Here is a 15,532-nt window from a genome sequence, read left to right on the forward strand (position 1 = left end):
CGCAAAACCGCTGCACAGTTTTGCGCGGACATGCATTAATCGAACAGGCTCGACACCGATTCCTCGGTCGCCGTGCGTGAGATTGCCTCGCCCATCAATTCGGCGATAGAGATGACGCGGATATTGGCGGCGTCGAGCACTGCCTGCGTCGGCTGGATGGAATCGGTGATGACCAGTTCCTGCAGTTTCGAGGCGCCGATGCGGGCGATGGCGCCGCCGGACAAAACGCCATGGGTAGTGTAGGCGGTGACACTGGTGGCGCCGTCGGCAAGCAGCGCATCGGCTGCATTGCACAGCGTGCCGCCCGAATCGATGATGTCGTCGATCAACAGGCAATCCTTGCCGCGCACGTCACCGATGACGTTCATGACTTCCGATTCGCCGGGGCGCTCGCGGCGCTTGTCGACGATGGCGAGCTGGGCATCGATGCGCTTGGCGAGGGCGCGGGCGCGGACCACGCCGCCGACATCCGGCGAAACCACCATGACATTGGCAAGCTGCTTGTATTTCGCCTTTACGTCGCGGGCCATGACCGGCACGGAAAACAGATTGTCGGTCGGGATGTCGAAGAAGCCTTGAATCTGGCCGGCGTGGAGATCCAGGGTCAGCACCCGGTCGACGCCCGCCCTCGTGATCATGTTGGCGACCAGTTTGGCCGAGATCGGTGTGCGGCCCGAGGCGCGGCGATCCTGCCTGGCATAGCCGAAATAAGGAATAACCGCAGTGATGCGCTTGGCCGAAGAGCGCATGAAGGCGTCGATCATGATGAGCAGTTCCATCAGATGATCGTTGGTCGGGAACGAGGTGGACTGCAGGATGAAGACGTCCTCGCCGCGCACATTCTCCTGGATCTCGACGAAGATTTCCTGGTCGGCGAAGCGCCTGACGCTGGCCTTGCCCAGCGGAATGTTGAGGTAGCGGGCGACTGATTCGGCCAGCACCCTGTTGGAATTGCCCGCGAAGAGCTTCATGCACCGTTCCTGGCGAAGGATTGAGAGACTCCGATAGCACTCCAGCCTCTTAGTCGGGCTTTTAGCGGCCCGCGCCGGTATTGCAAGCGTCGTGAATGGGAATCCGCCGGCTAATCTCAATAAACGCTTACGGCTTGACGATGCGGCGATAGGTCCACTTCGATGCCGACCGAATTCGGGGATAGCTCTATCTTTCAGTCTGAGCATGGTCTTTTCCGAAAACCGGATTCACTTTTCGGAAATCATGCTCCAGATCAGCCGGCGCCGCCGCCAAGCCAGGTGGCGAACTGGTCGATTGTCTGGTCGGCAATTGCCTGCATGGTCGCCGGGGCGACCGCCGCCCAGCCTTCGCCGCCGCCGACAGAGGGCGCCTTCTGCTGGCCGTTGATGCGATGCAGCCGGTTGCCGGCCGGGTCATAGATGTCCCAGACGTAGATGACGGTGGTGTCCTTGCCTTCCGTCATGGTCGAGAAATAGCCCTTGAGCACATGCGTTGGGGTCTGGTCGGTGCTGCCGGCCAAGGTGATGCCGCGCTGCCTGGCGCGTGTCTGAAGCTCGGCGGTCAGCGGTGTCGCGGCTTCTACCGAGGCGCCGACGATCGGCGCCACCTGCAGCCGGGTCCGCGCAATGGCAGCCGCGCTTTTGGCGGGCGGCACGGCTACTGCAGCCGAAGGCTGCGCTGTATCTGCAGTTTGCGCGGTGCCGGCAGGCCGAGCCGGAGTTGCGGGGGGCGTTGCGGCACTTCCGGCTCCGGAGAGCGATTGTGTCGATTGCGGGGCAATGGCCGACGGTTCGAGAACGTCCTTCGCATTGGTGCAGGCCGCCAGCGCCAGCGCCACGAGCAATGACACGGTCGTCACATGCGATCGTCTCATTGGTCTGAAAACTCCTTGGCGACGAACGCCCCTCACACTCTTTCCATTATGGATTCACTGCACGATCAAGTCGAGATCATGGCGGGACAGCGGCTTCGGCTGGGATTCGGTGGTCAGATAGGTGCGGCCAAGCGTCATCGCGGTTTCGGTTTCGGAGTCCATGATGATCATATGGGCGAACAGCGTCATGTTCGGCGCAATCGGTTCGGGATTACCCTGATAGAACATCGGCATGTCCATCCAGGACGGGGTGAAGCGGGCGCCGAGCGAATAGCCGCAGGCATTGAGCCGGTGCTTGGTCAAATTGTGGGCTTCGAGGGTGCGGGCATGGGCGTCGAACACGTCGCCGAACGTATTACCGGGCGTCATCGCCTTCTCGACTGCAAGTAGCGCGGCGCGGGCGGCATCGAACAATTCCTGGTGGCGTTTCGATACCTTGCCAGTCAACACCGTGCGCATCATTGCCGCATGGTAGTGGTGGAAGACACCGGCCCATTCGAGCGTCAGCTGGTCGTTCTTGGTGAGCTTGCGGCGACCGGCCTTGTAGCGGCAAAGCAGGGCGTCGACGCCGGAGCCGATGATAAACTCGTTGGCCGGATAATCGCCGCCGCCGGCAAAGATCGCACCTTGCATGGCGGCGAGGATCAGCGCCTCATCCCCGCCCTGCTTGATCAGCGGCAGTGCTGCGTCCAGCGCGTCGTCGGCCAGATTTGCGGCTTTTTCCGCTTTGGCGATTTCTGCCGGGCTCTTGAACAGCCGCAGCCGACTGACAATGCCGGAGGCATCCGCGATCTGCCCGAAGGTCTGCAACTGCTCGTCGAGGCGCCGGCCATTGTAGGCCGTCAGGCCGTGGGTGTCGTATTCGACGCCAATGCGGGCGCCGAGCAGGTCGAGTTCGTTGAGCAGATTGCGCAGGTCGACCGCCGGATTGGCGCCGTTGCGGTCCGTCCACAAAACGATGTTGTCGATGATCGAGGTGTGGCGCGCCTGGCGCAAGTCGGCTGAACGCGTCAGCAGCACCATCGAGCCGTCGGCCTTGACCACCAGGCACTGGAAAAAGCAGAAGCCGAAGGTGTCGTAGCCGGTTAGCCAATACATGCTTTCCTGGGCGAACAGCAGGACGGCGTCGAGCTTCTTTTCGGCGATCTCTATCATCAGTCGATCGCGCCGCGCGTCGAATTCCGAGCGTTCGAAATGCAGCGCCATCAGTCAGCCTCCAAAACGATTGCCGAAACCTGCCGCCCGTAGTCGGGCTCGTTGCGATGCGTGCTGCGCCGATAGGAGTAGAAAAGCTCTTCCTCGGCATAGGTGCAGCGGCCAAGTCCTTCGGCGTTGACGCCAGCCTTGGTCAGCCGGTCGACCGTGTAGCGGTTGAGATCGAACATCGCGTGTCCGGCATTTGCGGAGGGCGCGAAATAGCGAGCATTGCCGGCATCGGCGTCGACGAAACGGGCGACGAATTCCGGTCCGACTTCGTAATTCCGTGGGCCGATCGAAGGACCGAGCACTGCGACGATGCGGTCGCGCCGGGCGCCGAGGCTTTCCATTGCCGCGATGGTGTTTTCCAGCACTCCGGTAAAAGCGCCTTTCCAGCCGGCATGGGCGGCGCCGATAATGCGCGCCCCGGCGTCGGCGAAGAGGACCGGTCCGCAGTCGGCGGTCGAGGCACCGACGGCAATGCCCGGCCGGTCGGTGACAATGGCGTCGGCCTTGGGCCGCTCGCCGGCAAAAGGCTCCCTGGCAATGACGACGTCCGGCGAATGAACCTGGTGAGCGGTCAGCAGATGGTTTGCAGGCACGCCCATCCATTCGGCGACCCGGCGGCGATTTTCGCGCACCAGCGTCTGGTCGTCGTTCGAGCCGGTGCCGATGTTGAGGCCCCGGTAGATGCCGCTGGAAATGCCGCCGACTCGCGTGAAGTAGCCGTGGCGGATGCCTTGCGCCGTTTCCAGCAAGGGCGACCGAACGGGATCCGGTTTGGTCTGATTCAGCATGGCGGCTTTGTTGTCCGTATGAGCGATTTCGTCAAGCGAGTTGAAGGGGCGCAGTTGAAGGCTGGTCGGTTGAAGGCCGGCGCAGTTGATGTCGGGCGCTAGTCGGAGACGGGAGAGTGAGAGAGGCGGCAGCGAAAAGTCAATCCGTGCTTGGAAACGGCGGAACCGCAATGCCGGCGGGGAGGACAGCAAGCACCTTGAAGAGTTCGCCCATGGCCTGGGGGCCGGCGAGGCGCTCGACGTCGGCCGCGATCTTTTCGCGAGCTGCCTCATCGGCATTGGCGCCAAGCCGGCCAGCCCGTTCGAGAAGCCCCATCTTGAGCAGGAATTCACCTTGCATGAAGAGGTGGGCATCGAGGCCGTGTGCCCGAACGGTGGCCGCGAGGGCGGCGAAATCGACATGGGCGGTGAGATCGGCCTGCCCCGGATTGGCCAGCACGTCCTCATGACCGTGCTTGCGCAAGGCCTGCAAGGTGTCGCCGATCCCGGGCTGGAGGTGACCGTAGTCGAGAAAAAGGCCGGCGCCGCCAAATCCGGCAAGTCGCCCGGCGATTGCCGCCATAAGGGCAGCGCGGGCTGGCGCCACCTCGACGATGGCACCTTGCGGCGCATTCTCGGCACCCTCCGGCAGCAGCATCGGGTCGAGCGAGCCGGCGCCGACGAAAAAGCGCAGCCGGTTCGCATCGTCGAGACCGATCATCCGTTCGCGCCAGCCGGCTCCAGCGCGGACGAACTGCCGGATGGGCACCGCGTCAAACAGCTCGTTACCAACAATCAGAAGCGGCCCCTGCGGCAGCGTCTCGACGGCCTCATGCCAGGCGATGGTGGCCGACGTCCCGGCAAGCGTCCGTTTCTGGACCTCGGTCAACCGCGGACTGGTCTCGATCAAGGCGAACGATGCGCTGGCGGTAAGCGTCGGATCGAGCCGCGAAAGCGTGCGCAGCATATCTCTCATCAGCGTGCCGCGGCCGGGGCCGATTTCGGCGATGGCGACCGGCGTCGGCCGGCCGATCGCCAGCCATGCCTGGTAGAGCCAGACAGTGACCAGCTCGCCAAACATCTGGCTGATCTCCGGCGCGGTGACGAAGTCGCCGGCGGCGCCAAACGGCTCGCGTGTCGTATAATAGCCGTGCTGCGGGTCGAACAGGCAGAGCGCCATGTATTCGCTGATGGGGATCGGTCCCACCGCACCGATCAGCTCGGCGATGCGGGTCTTCAGCCGCGTCATGCCGGCTGCGGTTTTGTCACCGGCTTGGCTGTAGCCATCGCCCAGATGCCGGCCAGCACCATCGGCAGTGACAGCACCATTCCCATGGTCAGCCAACTCGTGCCAAGGAGGTAGCCAAGCTGCTGGTCGGGCTCGCGAAAGAATTCGACGAAGATGCGCGAGGCGCCATAGCCGGCGATGAAGGCGCCGCCGACGAAGCGCGGCGTCTTCAGCTTGAGTCTGGAATGGGTGAGGAAGCGCAGGACCAGGAACAGCACCAAGCCTTCGAGCAGCGCCTCATAGATCTGGCTCGGATGGCGTGCAAATGGGCCGCCATTGGGGAATTCGAATGCCCATGGCACGTCGGTCGGCCGGCCCCATAGTTCGGAATTGATGAAGTTTGCCAGGCGAACGAGGCCAAGCCCTACCGGCACGCCGGCGGCAACCACGTCGAACAGCGACCATGTGCGGATGCCGCGAGACCAGGAAAACAGCGCCATGGCGAGAATGACGCCGAGCAGGCCGCCATGAAACGACATGCCGCCCTGCCAGACGGCGACGATATCGAGCGGATTGGCAATGTAGCGCGGCAGGTCGTAGAACAGCACGTAGCCGGTGCGTCCGCCGAGCACCACACCGATGGCTGCCCAGACGATGAAGTCGTCGAGGTCGACGGGCTTCATCGGCAGGGTGCCGTCGGGCCACAGTTTTGGGTTGGTGACGAGGCGCTTGGCATACCACCAGGCGAACAGAATGCCGACGATATAGCCGACGCCGTACCAATGCACCGCCAGTGGTCCGATCCGGATGATGACCGGGTCGATATTGGGAAAGGGCAGGGCGGCCAGTGGCAGCAAATATTCGCTCAACAGGGTCTCCAGGTTCCCAATCAGGTTCGGGCGCGGACCATGCGGCAGGCTTTTGGCGCGGTCAAGGCAAGCATATGCTTGCATTCCGAATCGTGCGCCACTACGTCAATTCAACCAAGCGAGGATTTGCCATGGCGACCGGACCGAACCGCATTCTCGATGAATTCGCCAAGCTGATGACCGACGCAGCCGGTGCCGCGCAAGGCGTGCGGCGCGAGGTGGAGACCGCCTTCAGGGGCCAGGCCGAGCGCATACTCAACTCCATGGACGTGGTGCAGCGCGAGGAATTCGACGCCGCTCGCGACATGGCGGCGAAGGCCAGGGAAGAAAACATCCGCCTCGCCGCTCGCATCGAGGCGCTCGAGGCCAGGCTTGCCGAATTGACCGGTCAAGCAGCGCCTGCGGCTGCGGCAAAGCCGCGTGCAAAAAAATAATCAGAAATAAATCGTTAAACTTTTCCACAAAGCCGGATCGCAAAAAGCGCTTTGTCGTGAATCGCTTACCGGGACTGCGTGAATCTTTGTGACAGCGCCTTTCCACATGCGAATGACGCAGTGCGAAAAATTTGGCTGGTCACGCGACTCCCGATCAATAGACTGAATTTGTTGCATGATTCGGAGCAGGGTCGTGCGCCGGGCGGTGGGGTCCGGTCCGGGGTCTTTGCGTTGACGAAGTCCTGGCCGTCCGAGTTCTAGGCAGAATTGTTCGAGTGTGCCTCTCCCGCGGAGCGTGTGGTGGCGCTCCCAGAACGACAGGAAGCATTTCATGGAACTTCTCGAACTCGAATTCTCCCGCGAAATCCATCCGGTGGATGTTATCGAGCAGGTGGCGCACAATAACGACTGGTCCTTCGAACGGGCCGGCGACGACGAGATCTCGATTTCGGTTGCCGGGAGCTGGACCGACTACCACGTTTCATTCTCCTGGATGGAGGACTACGAGGCGCTGCACCTGGCCTGCGCCTTTGACATCAAAGTCCCGGAGGCGCGCGCGCTCGAGGTGATGCGGCTGCTTTCGCTGATCAACGAGCAGATGCTGTTTGGCCATTTCGATCTCTGGGAGCAGGAAGGCGCCATCATGTTCCGCCAGTCGCTGCTGCTGGCCGGTGGGGTCGAGCCGTCAAGCCAGCAGGTCGAGGTGCTGCTGTCGTCGGCGCTGGAAGCCTGCGAATGCTATTTCCAGGCGTTCCAGTTCGTCGTCTGGTCGGGGACTTCGGCCAAGGATGCGTTGGCCGGCGTGCTGTTCGAAACCTACGGAAACGCCTGACCGTCGATGAGTGAGAGCAACACGCGAAAACCCGAGATCAGCTTTGCCGATTTCGACCGTATCGACATCCGCGCCGGCACGATCGTAGAGGCCGAGCCTTTTCCCGAGGCGCGCAAGCCGGCGATCAAGTTGAAAATCGATTTTGGTCCCGAGATCGGGGTGAAGAAATCCTCGGCCCAGATCACAAAATACTATACGCCTGAAACCCTGATCGGCCGGCAGGTGTTCGCTGTAGTCAATTTCCCGCCGCGCCAGATCGGGCCATTCATGTCGGAAGTGCTGACGCTAGGCTTTCCCGATGAAGAGGGCGCCGTCGTGCTTGGCGCGATCGAGCGCAAGGTGCCGGACGGAGGCAGGTTGTTCTAGCTGCGCTGTTGCTCACGCAGCCAGTTTACGCGTGGTGCCCAGCGCCTCTTCAACCGTTTCCATGAACATTTCCGCGCAGGCCTTCCAGTTGTAGCGCATCGCGCGTTGCCGCGCCTCGGCGCGGTCGACGTGAAGGGCGGCGAGCGCTGCTTGCCGCAGATCGTCCGATACCGCGCCGCCGATGCCGTCACCGACGATGTCGATCGGGCCGGTGACGGGATAGGCTGCGACCGGCGTGCCGCTGGCCAGCGCCTCGATGATGACGTTGCCGAATGTGTCGGTGCGGCTGGGGAAGACGAAGGCATCGGCCGAGGCGTAGATCTCGGCCAGTTCGTCATTCGGGCGATGGCCGAGGAAATGGGCATCGGGATATCTGGCCTTCAGCTTCGCCAATTCCGGCCCTTCGCCTACGACCACCTTGCTGCCCGGCAGGTCGAGGTCGAGAAAGGCCGGCAGGTTCTTTTCGATCGCGACGCGGCCGACGCAGAGGAAGATCGGTCCGGGAAATCCCAGGTCCTTTCTTTTATCCGGCCGAAAATGATCGGTGTCGACGCCGCGCGTCCACGGCCGGAGCTTGGTGAAGCCGCGCGCCGCAAGATCGTCGGCAAGCGACTGGGTGGCGACCAGCGTTCCCTGTCCTGAATTATGGAAATCGCGCAGCCAGCGATAGGCCCATGCTTCAGGCACCGGCAGGCGTGCGCTCAGATATTCCGGAAAACGCGTGTGATAGCTGGTCGTGAACGGGCGGCCGGCGTTGCGGCAGTAGCGCCGGGCCATAATGCCGAGCGGTCCTTCGGTGACGATATGAACGTGGTCCACCTTGCGTGCCTCGATCAGCCGCGCCACGCGGTGCGGCGTCGTCAGCGCCAGCCTGATATCGGGATAGGTCGGCAGAGGCAGGGTGCGAAAGATGTTGGGCGTCAGGAAATCCGTCTCGACGTCGAAGGATTTCAGGGTCTCCGAGAGGCGCTCCAGCGTGTGGACGACACCGTTGACTTGCGGGCGCCAGGCGTCGGTGACCATCAGGATGCGCATGGCGGTCCCTTGGCGGCAAGCTTGATTGCCTTGCCGCGATGCCTGAGCGGCGACCACGCCGCAGCTCTGGTGTCGCACCGGCGCACCCGGGCAGGCGCGGGGTCGAAATGAGGCCGCAGGGCCGAATCAATCAGGATCGCGCGCTTCATTGGCGCTCTTCACCATGGTTTCATGACGGGCGAATGAAGGCCGGGTCTCGCTGCCGTCAAGCCGGAACCTTGATCACCGCCCGCAAGCCGCCGAGCGGGCTGCGTTCGAGGACGATGTCGCCGCCATGGCTGCGGGCAATGTCGCGTGCGATGGAGAGGCCAAGGCCGGTGCCGCTGGCGTCGAGGTTGCGGGCCTCGTCGAGCCGCACGAACGGCTTGAATACATCCTCCCGCTTTTCGGGCGGAATGCCCGGACCGTCATCGTCGATGGTGACGAGCAGCGAACCGCGTCCATGATTGGCGTTGATCTCCACCGTCTTGGCATAGCGGAATGCATTGCCGACGACATTGGAGAGCAGCCGGGCAAAGGCATTGGGGCGCACGTGGACGTGCGGATCGCCGGTAAGTACGGTCGACAGCTTGCGCTTGCGCAGCGCGGCTTCCTCGCGAAGCTTGTCGAAGAAGGCTTCGAGGTCGAACCGGCCGGCATCTTCCGATGCTTCGCCGCGTGCAAAGGCAAGGTAACCTTCCAGCATCGACTGCATGTCGTCGATGTCCTGGTCGAGTGCCTGGGTGTCGGCCGCCTTGGTCCCGGCCAGTGCCAATTGCAGCTTGAAGCGGGTGAGGATGGTCCTCAGATCGTGGCTGACGCCGCTCAGCATGGCGGTGCGCTGCTCGAGCTGGCGTTCGATGCGTTCGCGCATCTGGATGAAGGCAAAGCCGGCGCGGCGGACTTCCTCGGCGCCGCGCGGGCGAAAATCGCGCGGCATCGGCCGGCCTTTGCCAAAGCTCTCGGCTGCCTCGGCCAGCGTCAGAATCGGCCGGATCTGGTTGCGCAGGAAAGGAATGGCGATCATCAGCAGCACCAGCGAGGTGCCGACCATCCAGATCAGGAAAATATGGGTGTTCGACGCATAGGCCTGGCTGCGGCGCACGAAGACGCGCAGCACCTTGTTCTCAAGCTGGACGCGGACCTCGACGATATTGGAATTGCCGACCGTATCGATCCAGAACGGACGGTTGATCTGGCGGGTGATCTCGGACGAAAGGATCTCGTCGAGGATCGAGAAGAACGGCTTTGGCCCGGGTGGCGGCAACGGGTCGGGGGGGAGGAGGTCGACCTTCAGCTGCATGCGATCCTGGGCGATGCGGATGACGTTCGCGTAGTCGGCGTCATGCGGATAGGTCTCTATCAGGTCGATGATGGCGGCGATGTCGCGCACCGTGGCCTGTGACAGGCGTTGCGTCACGGTCTGCCAATGGCGCTCCATGAAGACAAAGGCGACGACCGACTGCAGCATGATCATTGGCGCTATGACGATGATCAGCGAGCGGGCATAGAGCCGCTTCGGCATGTAAAGCGACACCAGGCGCCAGAAACGGTTCCAGGCACGCGGCACGGCCTTCAGCGCCCGCGTCGCGCGGGCGCTGAAGCCGCCATCTCCCGGCCGTTCGAGTTGCGTGGTCGCCATTCGTCTTTTCGCTCACCGGGACCCGGCAAGGTCCGCTGTCGGCGGCATTCTATTCCACGCTGAGCCGATACCCAATACCACGCACGGTCTGCAGCCAGACCGGATTGGACGGATCGCGTTCGATCTTGCGGCGCAGCCGGTTGATCTGGACGTCGATCGTGCGCTCGCCGACCTCGGATTCGTCGCCGACAAGCTCATGCCGCGGTATCGTCTCGCCGGCACGGGCAGCGAAGATCGCCAGGATTTCCTGCTCGCGGTCGGTCAGCTTGAGCGCCTCTCCGCCGCGCTTCAGCTCACGCCTGGCGATCTGGAACGTATAGGGACCGAAGACCAGCTGTTCGACCTTGGGCGTCGTCGCGGGGCCGCCGCGGCGCAGGATATTGTTGATACGCAGGATCAGCTCACGCGGGTCGAACGGTTTAGGCAGATAGTCGTCGGCGCCGGCCTCGAGCCCGGTGATCCGGCTGTCGGTTTCGGACAGTGCGGTGAGCATCAGGATCGGTACGTTTTTCTCCGCCCGCAGCGCCTTGGTGAGATCGACGCCGCTTTCACCCGGCATCATGACGTCGAGCACGATCAGATCGAAGTCGAGGCCGGCGAGCTTGCGCCGCGCCTCGCCGGAATTTCCGGCGACGGTGACGCGAAAACCGTTTTCGGTGAGATACTGTTTCAGAAGATTGCGGATTCGGGTGTCGTCGTCGACCACCAGCAGATGCGGCGCGTCGTCTTCCGGTGCTGTCGGATGATCAACCCTCTCAATGGTCTCCATGGCTTTTCCCTGACATCTTTGCGGGCACAATGTCGATCTGCGCCCTTAGTTCCGGATTGACCATCGCTTCAAGGAACCGTTCGATAACGGCGCGTTCGGTGGCTCCGGAATCTTCCAATGCAGCATGGATGCGGCGCGACTGTGGCCGCGCCAGCGCCAGCGCCAGCGCACGGCCCTTGGCCGTCGGATAAAGCTCGCGCTGGCGGCGGTCGCGGGGGCCCTGCAATTGCACGATATGGTCGGTGTCAATCAGTTGCTTGAGCACGCGCGCCAGGCTCTGCTTGGTGATCTTGAGCACGTCGAGGAGCTCGGCGACCGTCAGGCCGGGCCGGCGATTGACGAAATGCAACACCCGATGATGGGCGCGGCCAAAACCGTAATCGGCCAGGATCTGGTCCGGATCGGAGGTAAAGTCGCGATAGGCGAAGAAGAACAACTCGATGATGGCGAAATCGATGCCGTCCTCGTCGGTGATCGCCGTCCTGATCGGCTCTGCGGCTGCGTGGCTCGTCATCTTTTCTCCGTGTGAAGCAGAAATTATGTCAGCACTATTGACGTATTTTCCGCGCGATGGTAATTTTTGGCAAGCTTTTCGGCGGATTGCGAACGAAAAGGCAAGCGAAGCCGTTTTTTCCGGAACTTCCTGAGTTTGCCAGACCTTAAATATCCGCCTACGCTTTGAGACAATGGCCGTCCGCAGCGGCCGAGGCGAAACACGCAACGACACTGTGCGGGCTGCCGCCCGCGGGAGGTTACCATGGCATCCGTTCCCTTCGACCAACTGGACGGCTTTATCTGGATGAACGGCGAATTCGTCAAATGGGCCGACGCCAAGATCCACGTCTTGACCCACGGGCTGCACTACGCCAGCGCGGTATTCGAGGGCGAGCGCGCTTATGGGGGCGAAATTTTCAAGCTGACCGACCACACCGAACGCCTGCATGAATCGGCGCGCCTGCTTGGCTTCAAGATACCCTACTCGGTCGCCGAGATCGACGACGCCTGCCGCACGCTGTTGAAGAAGCAAGGTTTCCAGGACGCCTATGTCCGGCCGATCGCGTGGCGCGGCAGCGAACAGATGGGCGTTTCCGCACAGAACAGTCGGATCAACTGCGCCATCGCCATCTGGCAGTGGCCGAGCTATTTCGACCCGGCGCAGAAGCTCAAGGGCATCCGCCTCGACATGGCCGAATGGCGCCGCCCCGACCCGCGCACCGCACCGTCGAAATCGAAGGCGGCCGGCCTCTATATGATCTGCACCATGTCCAAGCATGCCGCCGAGGCCAAGGGCTATGCCGACGCCATGATGCTCGACTGGCGGGGCCAGGTGGCGGAAGCGACAGGCGCCAACATCTTCTTCGTCAAGGACGGCAAGATCCATACGCCCAAGCCCGATTGCTTCCTCGACGGCATCACCCGCCGCACGGTCATCGGCCTTGCCAAGGGCCGCGGTTTGGAGGTGATCGAGCGCGCCATCATGCCGGAAGAGCTTGAAGGCTTCCAGCAGTGCTTCCTCACCGGGACGGCAGCCGAGGTGACGCCGGTTTCGGAGATCGGTCCATACCGATTCGAGGTCGGCGAAATCGCCAAGACGCTGATGAATGACTATTCTGCGGCCGTTCAGCCGAAGCACGCAATCGCTGCAGAATAACGAAAGTCACAGCTTTTTTAACTAGTAAGGGCGGTTTTCGGGCCGCCCTTTTTATTTAAGCGCTTCTGCATTTGACTTTCACACAATTCGGCGTCTCATGATGGGGTCGGCCCGGGAGGCTGGCAGCCATGGAGGGACTGGAAATATGGATATGAACACGCTTCTTCCGATCATTATTCAGGTGATTACGGGTATCATCGGTGGTCAGGCGGTTGGCGCGGCTATCAAGACGGCGGCGATGGGGCAGCTTACCAAAATCCTGGGCGGCGCTGTTGGCGGCGTCGGCGGTGCGGCCATCCTCAACAGTCTGCTGGGTGGCGCGGTCGACCCGACAGCCGCGGCCACGGCGGCAGGGGCAGGCAGCGCGTTGAACATTTCAAATATCGTTGGCGGTGCCGGCGGCGGCGCCATCCTGACCGGCATCATCGGTGCGGTCATGAACGCGATGAAGAAATAAGCTTTGACGTTTCAGGTTTTCAAATGGGCGGCTTCGGCCGCCCATTCCGTTTTCCGTTTGTGGAGCGGTGGACGCCGTTCGCGTGTGTCTCTACATCAGGGTAAAGGTTAGGGCTTTCCTGACGCGTTCGAGGGGGGGCGCGCAGCGCTCCGACAGCGTGAAAGGACGAATATGGGTCAGCTCAACGCCGGCATTGTGCCGGTCACGCCGTTCCAGCAGAACTGCACCATTCTCTTCGACATAGACGACAGGCAAGGCGTTGTCGTCGATCCGGGCGGCGACATCGACAAGGTGCTGGCGGCGCTCGAGGACAATGCGATCACTGCCGGCGCGATCTGGATCACGCATGGCCATATCGACCATGCCGGCGGGGCCATGGAGCTGAAGGAGGCGCTCAGTATCGAGATCATCGGCCCGCATGCCGCCGACCGGCCGCTGCTCGCCAATCTCGAGAACCAGGCGAAGCGCTACGGCATCACCGATCCCGTGCGCAACTGTGTCCCCGACCGGTTCCTTGCCGAAGGCGAGACCGTTTCGTTCGGCTCACACGTGTTCGAGGTGCTCCATTGTCCGGGCCACGCACCCGGCCACGTCGTCTACTATAACCGGGCGGCGAAGTTCGCGCATGTCGGCGACGTGCTGTTCCGCGGTTCGGTCGGCCGCACCGACCTGCCGGGCGGCGACCACGCCGCGCTGATCGCCTCGATCAAGGAGAAGCTTTTGCCGTTGGGCGACGACATCGGCTTCATCTGCGGCCACGGTCCCGGCGGCCGTTTTGGTGAGGAGCGGCGGAGCAATCCGTTCCTGATCTGAAACCGCTTGCCGGAAACAAAAAAGCGCGGCCTGTGCGACCGCGCTTTTTTCCGGCAGGAAACTGCCTCCGTTAATTGGCGGTGCAGAAATGCTGTTCGCCGTCATAGCCTGTGAACGTGCCGGTACGCGCGTTGAAGCTCCGGTAGCGGTCCGAGCAGTATTCGTACCAGCCGCGGGTCCAGGGCTCCGCATAGCTTTCGGCATAGGCCACCCGCGGCTGCACGTAATAACGGCGCACCGGGGCAGGCCGGTAGTATTCATCATCATAGGCCGGGTCGTAATAGCGGGGCTGCGGGCTGGCGAGCGCACCGCCGATCAGGGCACCGGCCGCAAGGCCGAGCACGCCTGCCGCAACGGCGTCGCCGTTGCCGTGGTGCCGGCGGTGATGGCGCCATTCATCGGCACTGGCCGCGGGCAAGGTCGCAAGCGTGGTCGCAACGACCGCGGCGGACAGGATGGCAGTCTTGAAAATTCGGTTCATGTCGGTCTCCTTCGTGCCGGCCCGGGTCGTTTTCGGGGGATGCGGTCCGGCTTTAACGAAGATTAATATGGGACCGTGGCTGAACGGGGGCTGAACGAAATTTGGCCAGGCGGGTTCATCCAACCGGGCGATTCAAGCGTGCGGCAAACACCGCAGGCCAGACCGGCCCGCGTCCATTCTGTCCAGGGCCGGTTCAGCCGATCGACAGGTTGACGGCTTTCGGACCCTTGCCGCGCTTGTCCGGCTCGGTGTCGAATGTCACTTTCTGCCCATCCTCAAGACCGGGAAGACCCGACGCCTGCACGGCCGAAATATGGACGAAGACATCCTTTGCCCCGTCGTCCGGCGTGATGAAGCCGAAGCCCTTGGCGTGATTGAAGAATTTGACGGTGCCGGTCTGCGGCATGGGAAGCTCCTTTGATCCCACAAGTCCAGTCTCGGGCCGGCAAATGCCCGGACGGAAATTTGTCCTTTATTTTAGTGCCATCGGCAAGAGAAAGTTTTGCGGGTGCCGGCAAGCATCCCAGAACACAAAAGGCGCGACGAAAACCGCCGCGCCTTTATAAAATTCACGTCACACCAAGCCTTGCAGCATCCTCACACCCGAAAGGACGCGCGGCACGCCGCCGTTCAGGCGGCGCGGAGATTGACCGCTTTCGGACCCTTGCCCATACGGTCGGGCTCGACATCGAAGGTGACCTTCTGACCGTCGACGAGCGTGCGCAGCCCGGAAGCCTCAATCGCCGAGATGTGGACGAACACATCCTTGGCGCCGCCATCGGGCGTGATAAAGCCGAAGCCTTTGGTAGCGTTGAAGAATTTAACGGTGCCGGTCTGGGCCATTGGGGAAACTCCTTCACCCGTGTCAGTCTTGGTGGTTCCGCCCGCCGCCTGGCGCCGTGGGCAAGTCCCGGTGGTTGCTTCGGCAGTCATGCACTGGCGCATGGTAAAACCCCCCGCCGAAAACGGGGCTGTCAGAGATTCACAGTATCGGGGAAAGGTCGTCCAAAACGTTCCGCTCTCCGGGTCGCAAATGCCCGAACACAAAATTTATCGCACGGAAACGTGATGCTTGCAAGATAGAGCCGCGGGCGGCCCAACAGGCGCATCCCGACGCATCGCAGCGATAGTCCCGGTTCTCCGCGCGGTCATCGGCC

General features: G+C 62.5%; 19 protein-coding genes. 6 read left to right on the plus strand and 13 right to left on the minus strand.

Annotation, left to right across the window (positions count from 1 at the left end):
- Positions 1–35: 35 nt before the first annotated feature.
- The 6 genes from NKH17_RS13895 to lgt form a co-directional block, all read right to left on the minus strand.
- Positions 36–971, minus strand: coding sequence for a ribose-phosphate pyrophosphokinase (locus tag NKH17_RS13895; RefSeq protein ID WP_254819191.1), 936 nt, complete (start codon positions 969–971; stop codon positions 36–38).
- A gap of 254 nt (positions 972–1,225) precedes the next feature.
- Positions 1,226–1,846: a hypothetical protein gene (locus NKH17_RS13900; RefSeq protein ID WP_352508129.1), complete on the minus strand. Its 621-nt coding sequence runs from the start codon at positions 1,844–1,846 to the stop codon at positions 1,226–1,228.
- Between the two features lie 54 nt (positions 1,847–1,900).
- On the minus strand, positions 1,901–3,052 hold the full coding sequence (locus NKH17_RS13905) for a M24 family metallopeptidase (protein WP_023678425.1): 1,152 nt from the start codon (positions 3,050–3,052) through the stop codon (positions 1,901–1,903).
- The gene (gene pgeF / locus NKH17_RS13910) at positions 3,052–3,840 is read right to left on the minus strand and encodes a peptidoglycan editing factor PgeF (RefSeq protein ID WP_352646582.1); all 789 of its coding nucleotides are present in this window, start codon (positions 3,838–3,840) and stop codon (positions 3,052–3,054) included. The genes NKH17_RS13905 and pgeF overlap by 1 nt, the downstream gene beginning before the upstream one ends.
- A gap of 139 nt (positions 3,841–3,979) precedes the next feature.
- A complete protein-coding gene (locus NKH17_RS13915) occupies positions 3,980–5,068 on the minus strand; it encodes a class I SAM-dependent methyltransferase (protein ID WP_352646581.1) in 1,089 nt (362 codons plus the stop codon).
- A complete protein-coding gene (gene lgt, locus NKH17_RS13920; protein ID WP_352896129.1) occupies positions 5,065–5,916 on the minus strand; it encodes a prolipoprotein diacylglyceryl transferase in 852 nt (283 codons plus the stop codon). Before lgt ends, NKH17_RS13915 begins: the two co-directional genes overlap by 4 nt.
- A gap of 131 nt (positions 5,917–6,047) precedes the next feature.
- Here lgt and NKH17_RS13925 point away from each other — a divergent pair, with 131 nt between their 5' ends.
- The 3 genes from NKH17_RS13925 to NKH17_RS13935 all read left to right on the plus strand — a co-directional run bounded on the left by NKH17_RS13925 (position 6,048) and on the right by NKH17_RS13935 (position 7,548).
- Positions 6,048–6,350 (plus strand): accessory factor UbiK family protein, encoded by a 303-nt coding sequence (locus NKH17_RS13925; protein WP_254819274.1) that lies wholly within the window; start codon positions 6,048–6,050, stop codon positions 6,348–6,350.
- A 331-nt stretch (positions 6,351–6,681) separates the two neighbouring features.
- Entirely contained in the window at positions 6,682–7,182 is a 501-nt protein-coding gene (locus NKH17_RS13930; RefSeq protein WP_023678420.1) for a type III secretion system chaperone family protein, read from the plus strand.
- 6 nt (positions 7,183–7,188) lie between these two features.
- Complete coding sequence (locus tag NKH17_RS13935; protein ID WP_352896133.1) at positions 7,189–7,548, plus strand: tRNA-binding protein; 360 nt, start codon at positions 7,189–7,191, stop codon at positions 7,546–7,548.
- A gap of 12 nt (positions 7,549–7,560) precedes the next feature.
- On the opposite strand, the gene NKH17_RS13940 is transcribed toward NKH17_RS13935, so the two are convergent.
- The 4 genes from NKH17_RS13940 to NKH17_RS13955 form a co-directional block, all read right to left on the minus strand.
- Complete coding sequence (locus NKH17_RS13940) at positions 7,561–8,583, minus strand: glycosyltransferase family 4 protein (RefSeq protein ID WP_352896136.1); 1,023 nt, start codon at positions 8,581–8,583, stop codon at positions 7,561–7,563.
- A 205-nt stretch (positions 8,584–8,788) separates the two neighbouring features.
- Positions 8,789–10,204: an ATP-binding protein gene (locus NKH17_RS13945; protein ID WP_352806541.1), complete on the minus strand. Its 1,416-nt coding sequence runs from the start codon at positions 10,202–10,204 to the stop codon at positions 8,789–8,791.
- 49 nt (positions 10,205–10,253) lie between these two features.
- Entirely contained in the window at positions 10,254–10,973 is a 720-nt protein-coding gene (locus NKH17_RS13950) for a response regulator (protein ID WP_023678415.1), read from the minus strand.
- The gene (locus NKH17_RS13955; protein WP_023719182.1) at positions 10,960–11,487 is read right to left on the minus strand and encodes a MarR family winged helix-turn-helix transcriptional regulator; all 528 of its coding nucleotides are present in this window, start codon (positions 11,485–11,487) and stop codon (positions 10,960–10,962) included. Before NKH17_RS13955 ends, NKH17_RS13950 begins: the two co-directional genes overlap by 14 nt.
- Positions 11,488–11,730: 243 nt before the next feature.
- On the opposite strand from NKH17_RS13955, the gene NKH17_RS13960 reads away from it, so the two are divergent.
- The 3 genes from NKH17_RS13960 to NKH17_RS13970 all read left to right on the plus strand — a co-directional run bounded on the left by NKH17_RS13960 (position 11,731) and on the right by NKH17_RS13970 (position 13,894).
- On the plus strand, positions 11,731–12,624 hold the full coding sequence (locus NKH17_RS13960) for a branched-chain amino acid aminotransferase (protein WP_352896143.1): 894 nt from the start codon (positions 11,731–11,733) through the stop codon (positions 12,622–12,624).
- A gap of 145 nt (positions 12,625–12,769) precedes the next feature.
- The gene (locus tag NKH17_RS13965) at positions 12,770–13,081 is read left to right on the plus strand and encodes a hypothetical protein (RefSeq protein ID WP_254819202.1); all 312 of its coding nucleotides are present in this window, start codon (positions 12,770–12,772) and stop codon (positions 13,079–13,081) included.
- A 171-nt stretch (positions 13,082–13,252) separates the two neighbouring features.
- The gene (locus NKH17_RS13970) at positions 13,253–13,894 is read left to right on the plus strand and encodes an MBL fold metallo-hydrolase (RefSeq protein ID WP_352896146.1); all 642 of its coding nucleotides are present in this window, start codon (positions 13,253–13,255) and stop codon (positions 13,892–13,894) included.
- Positions 13,895–13,964: 70 nt separating this feature from the next.
- Here NKH17_RS13970 and NKH17_RS13975 read toward each other — a convergent pair whose 3' ends face one another.
- The 3 genes from NKH17_RS13975 to NKH17_RS13985 form a co-directional block, all read right to left on the minus strand.
- Positions 13,965–14,375 (minus strand): BA14K family protein, encoded by a 411-nt coding sequence (locus NKH17_RS13975; RefSeq protein WP_254819204.1) that lies wholly within the window; start codon positions 14,373–14,375, stop codon positions 13,965–13,967.
- Positions 14,376–14,568: 193 nt separating this feature from the next.
- The gene (locus NKH17_RS13980; protein ID WP_006202521.1) at positions 14,569–14,781 is read right to left on the minus strand and encodes a cold-shock protein; all 213 of its coding nucleotides are present in this window, start codon (positions 14,779–14,781) and stop codon (positions 14,569–14,571) included.
- A 224-nt stretch (positions 14,782–15,005) separates the two neighbouring features.
- On the minus strand, positions 15,006–15,218 hold the full coding sequence (locus tag NKH17_RS13985; RefSeq protein ID WP_006202520.1) for a cold-shock protein: 213 nt from the start codon (positions 15,216–15,218) through the stop codon (positions 15,006–15,008).
- Positions 15,219–15,532 lie beyond the last annotated feature (314 nt).

Source organism: Mesorhizobium sp. M1334 (assembly GCF_040317995.1).
In the GTDB taxonomy this organism is placed as follows: domain Bacteria; phylum Pseudomonadota; class Alphaproteobacteria; order Rhizobiales; family Rhizobiaceae; genus Mesorhizobium.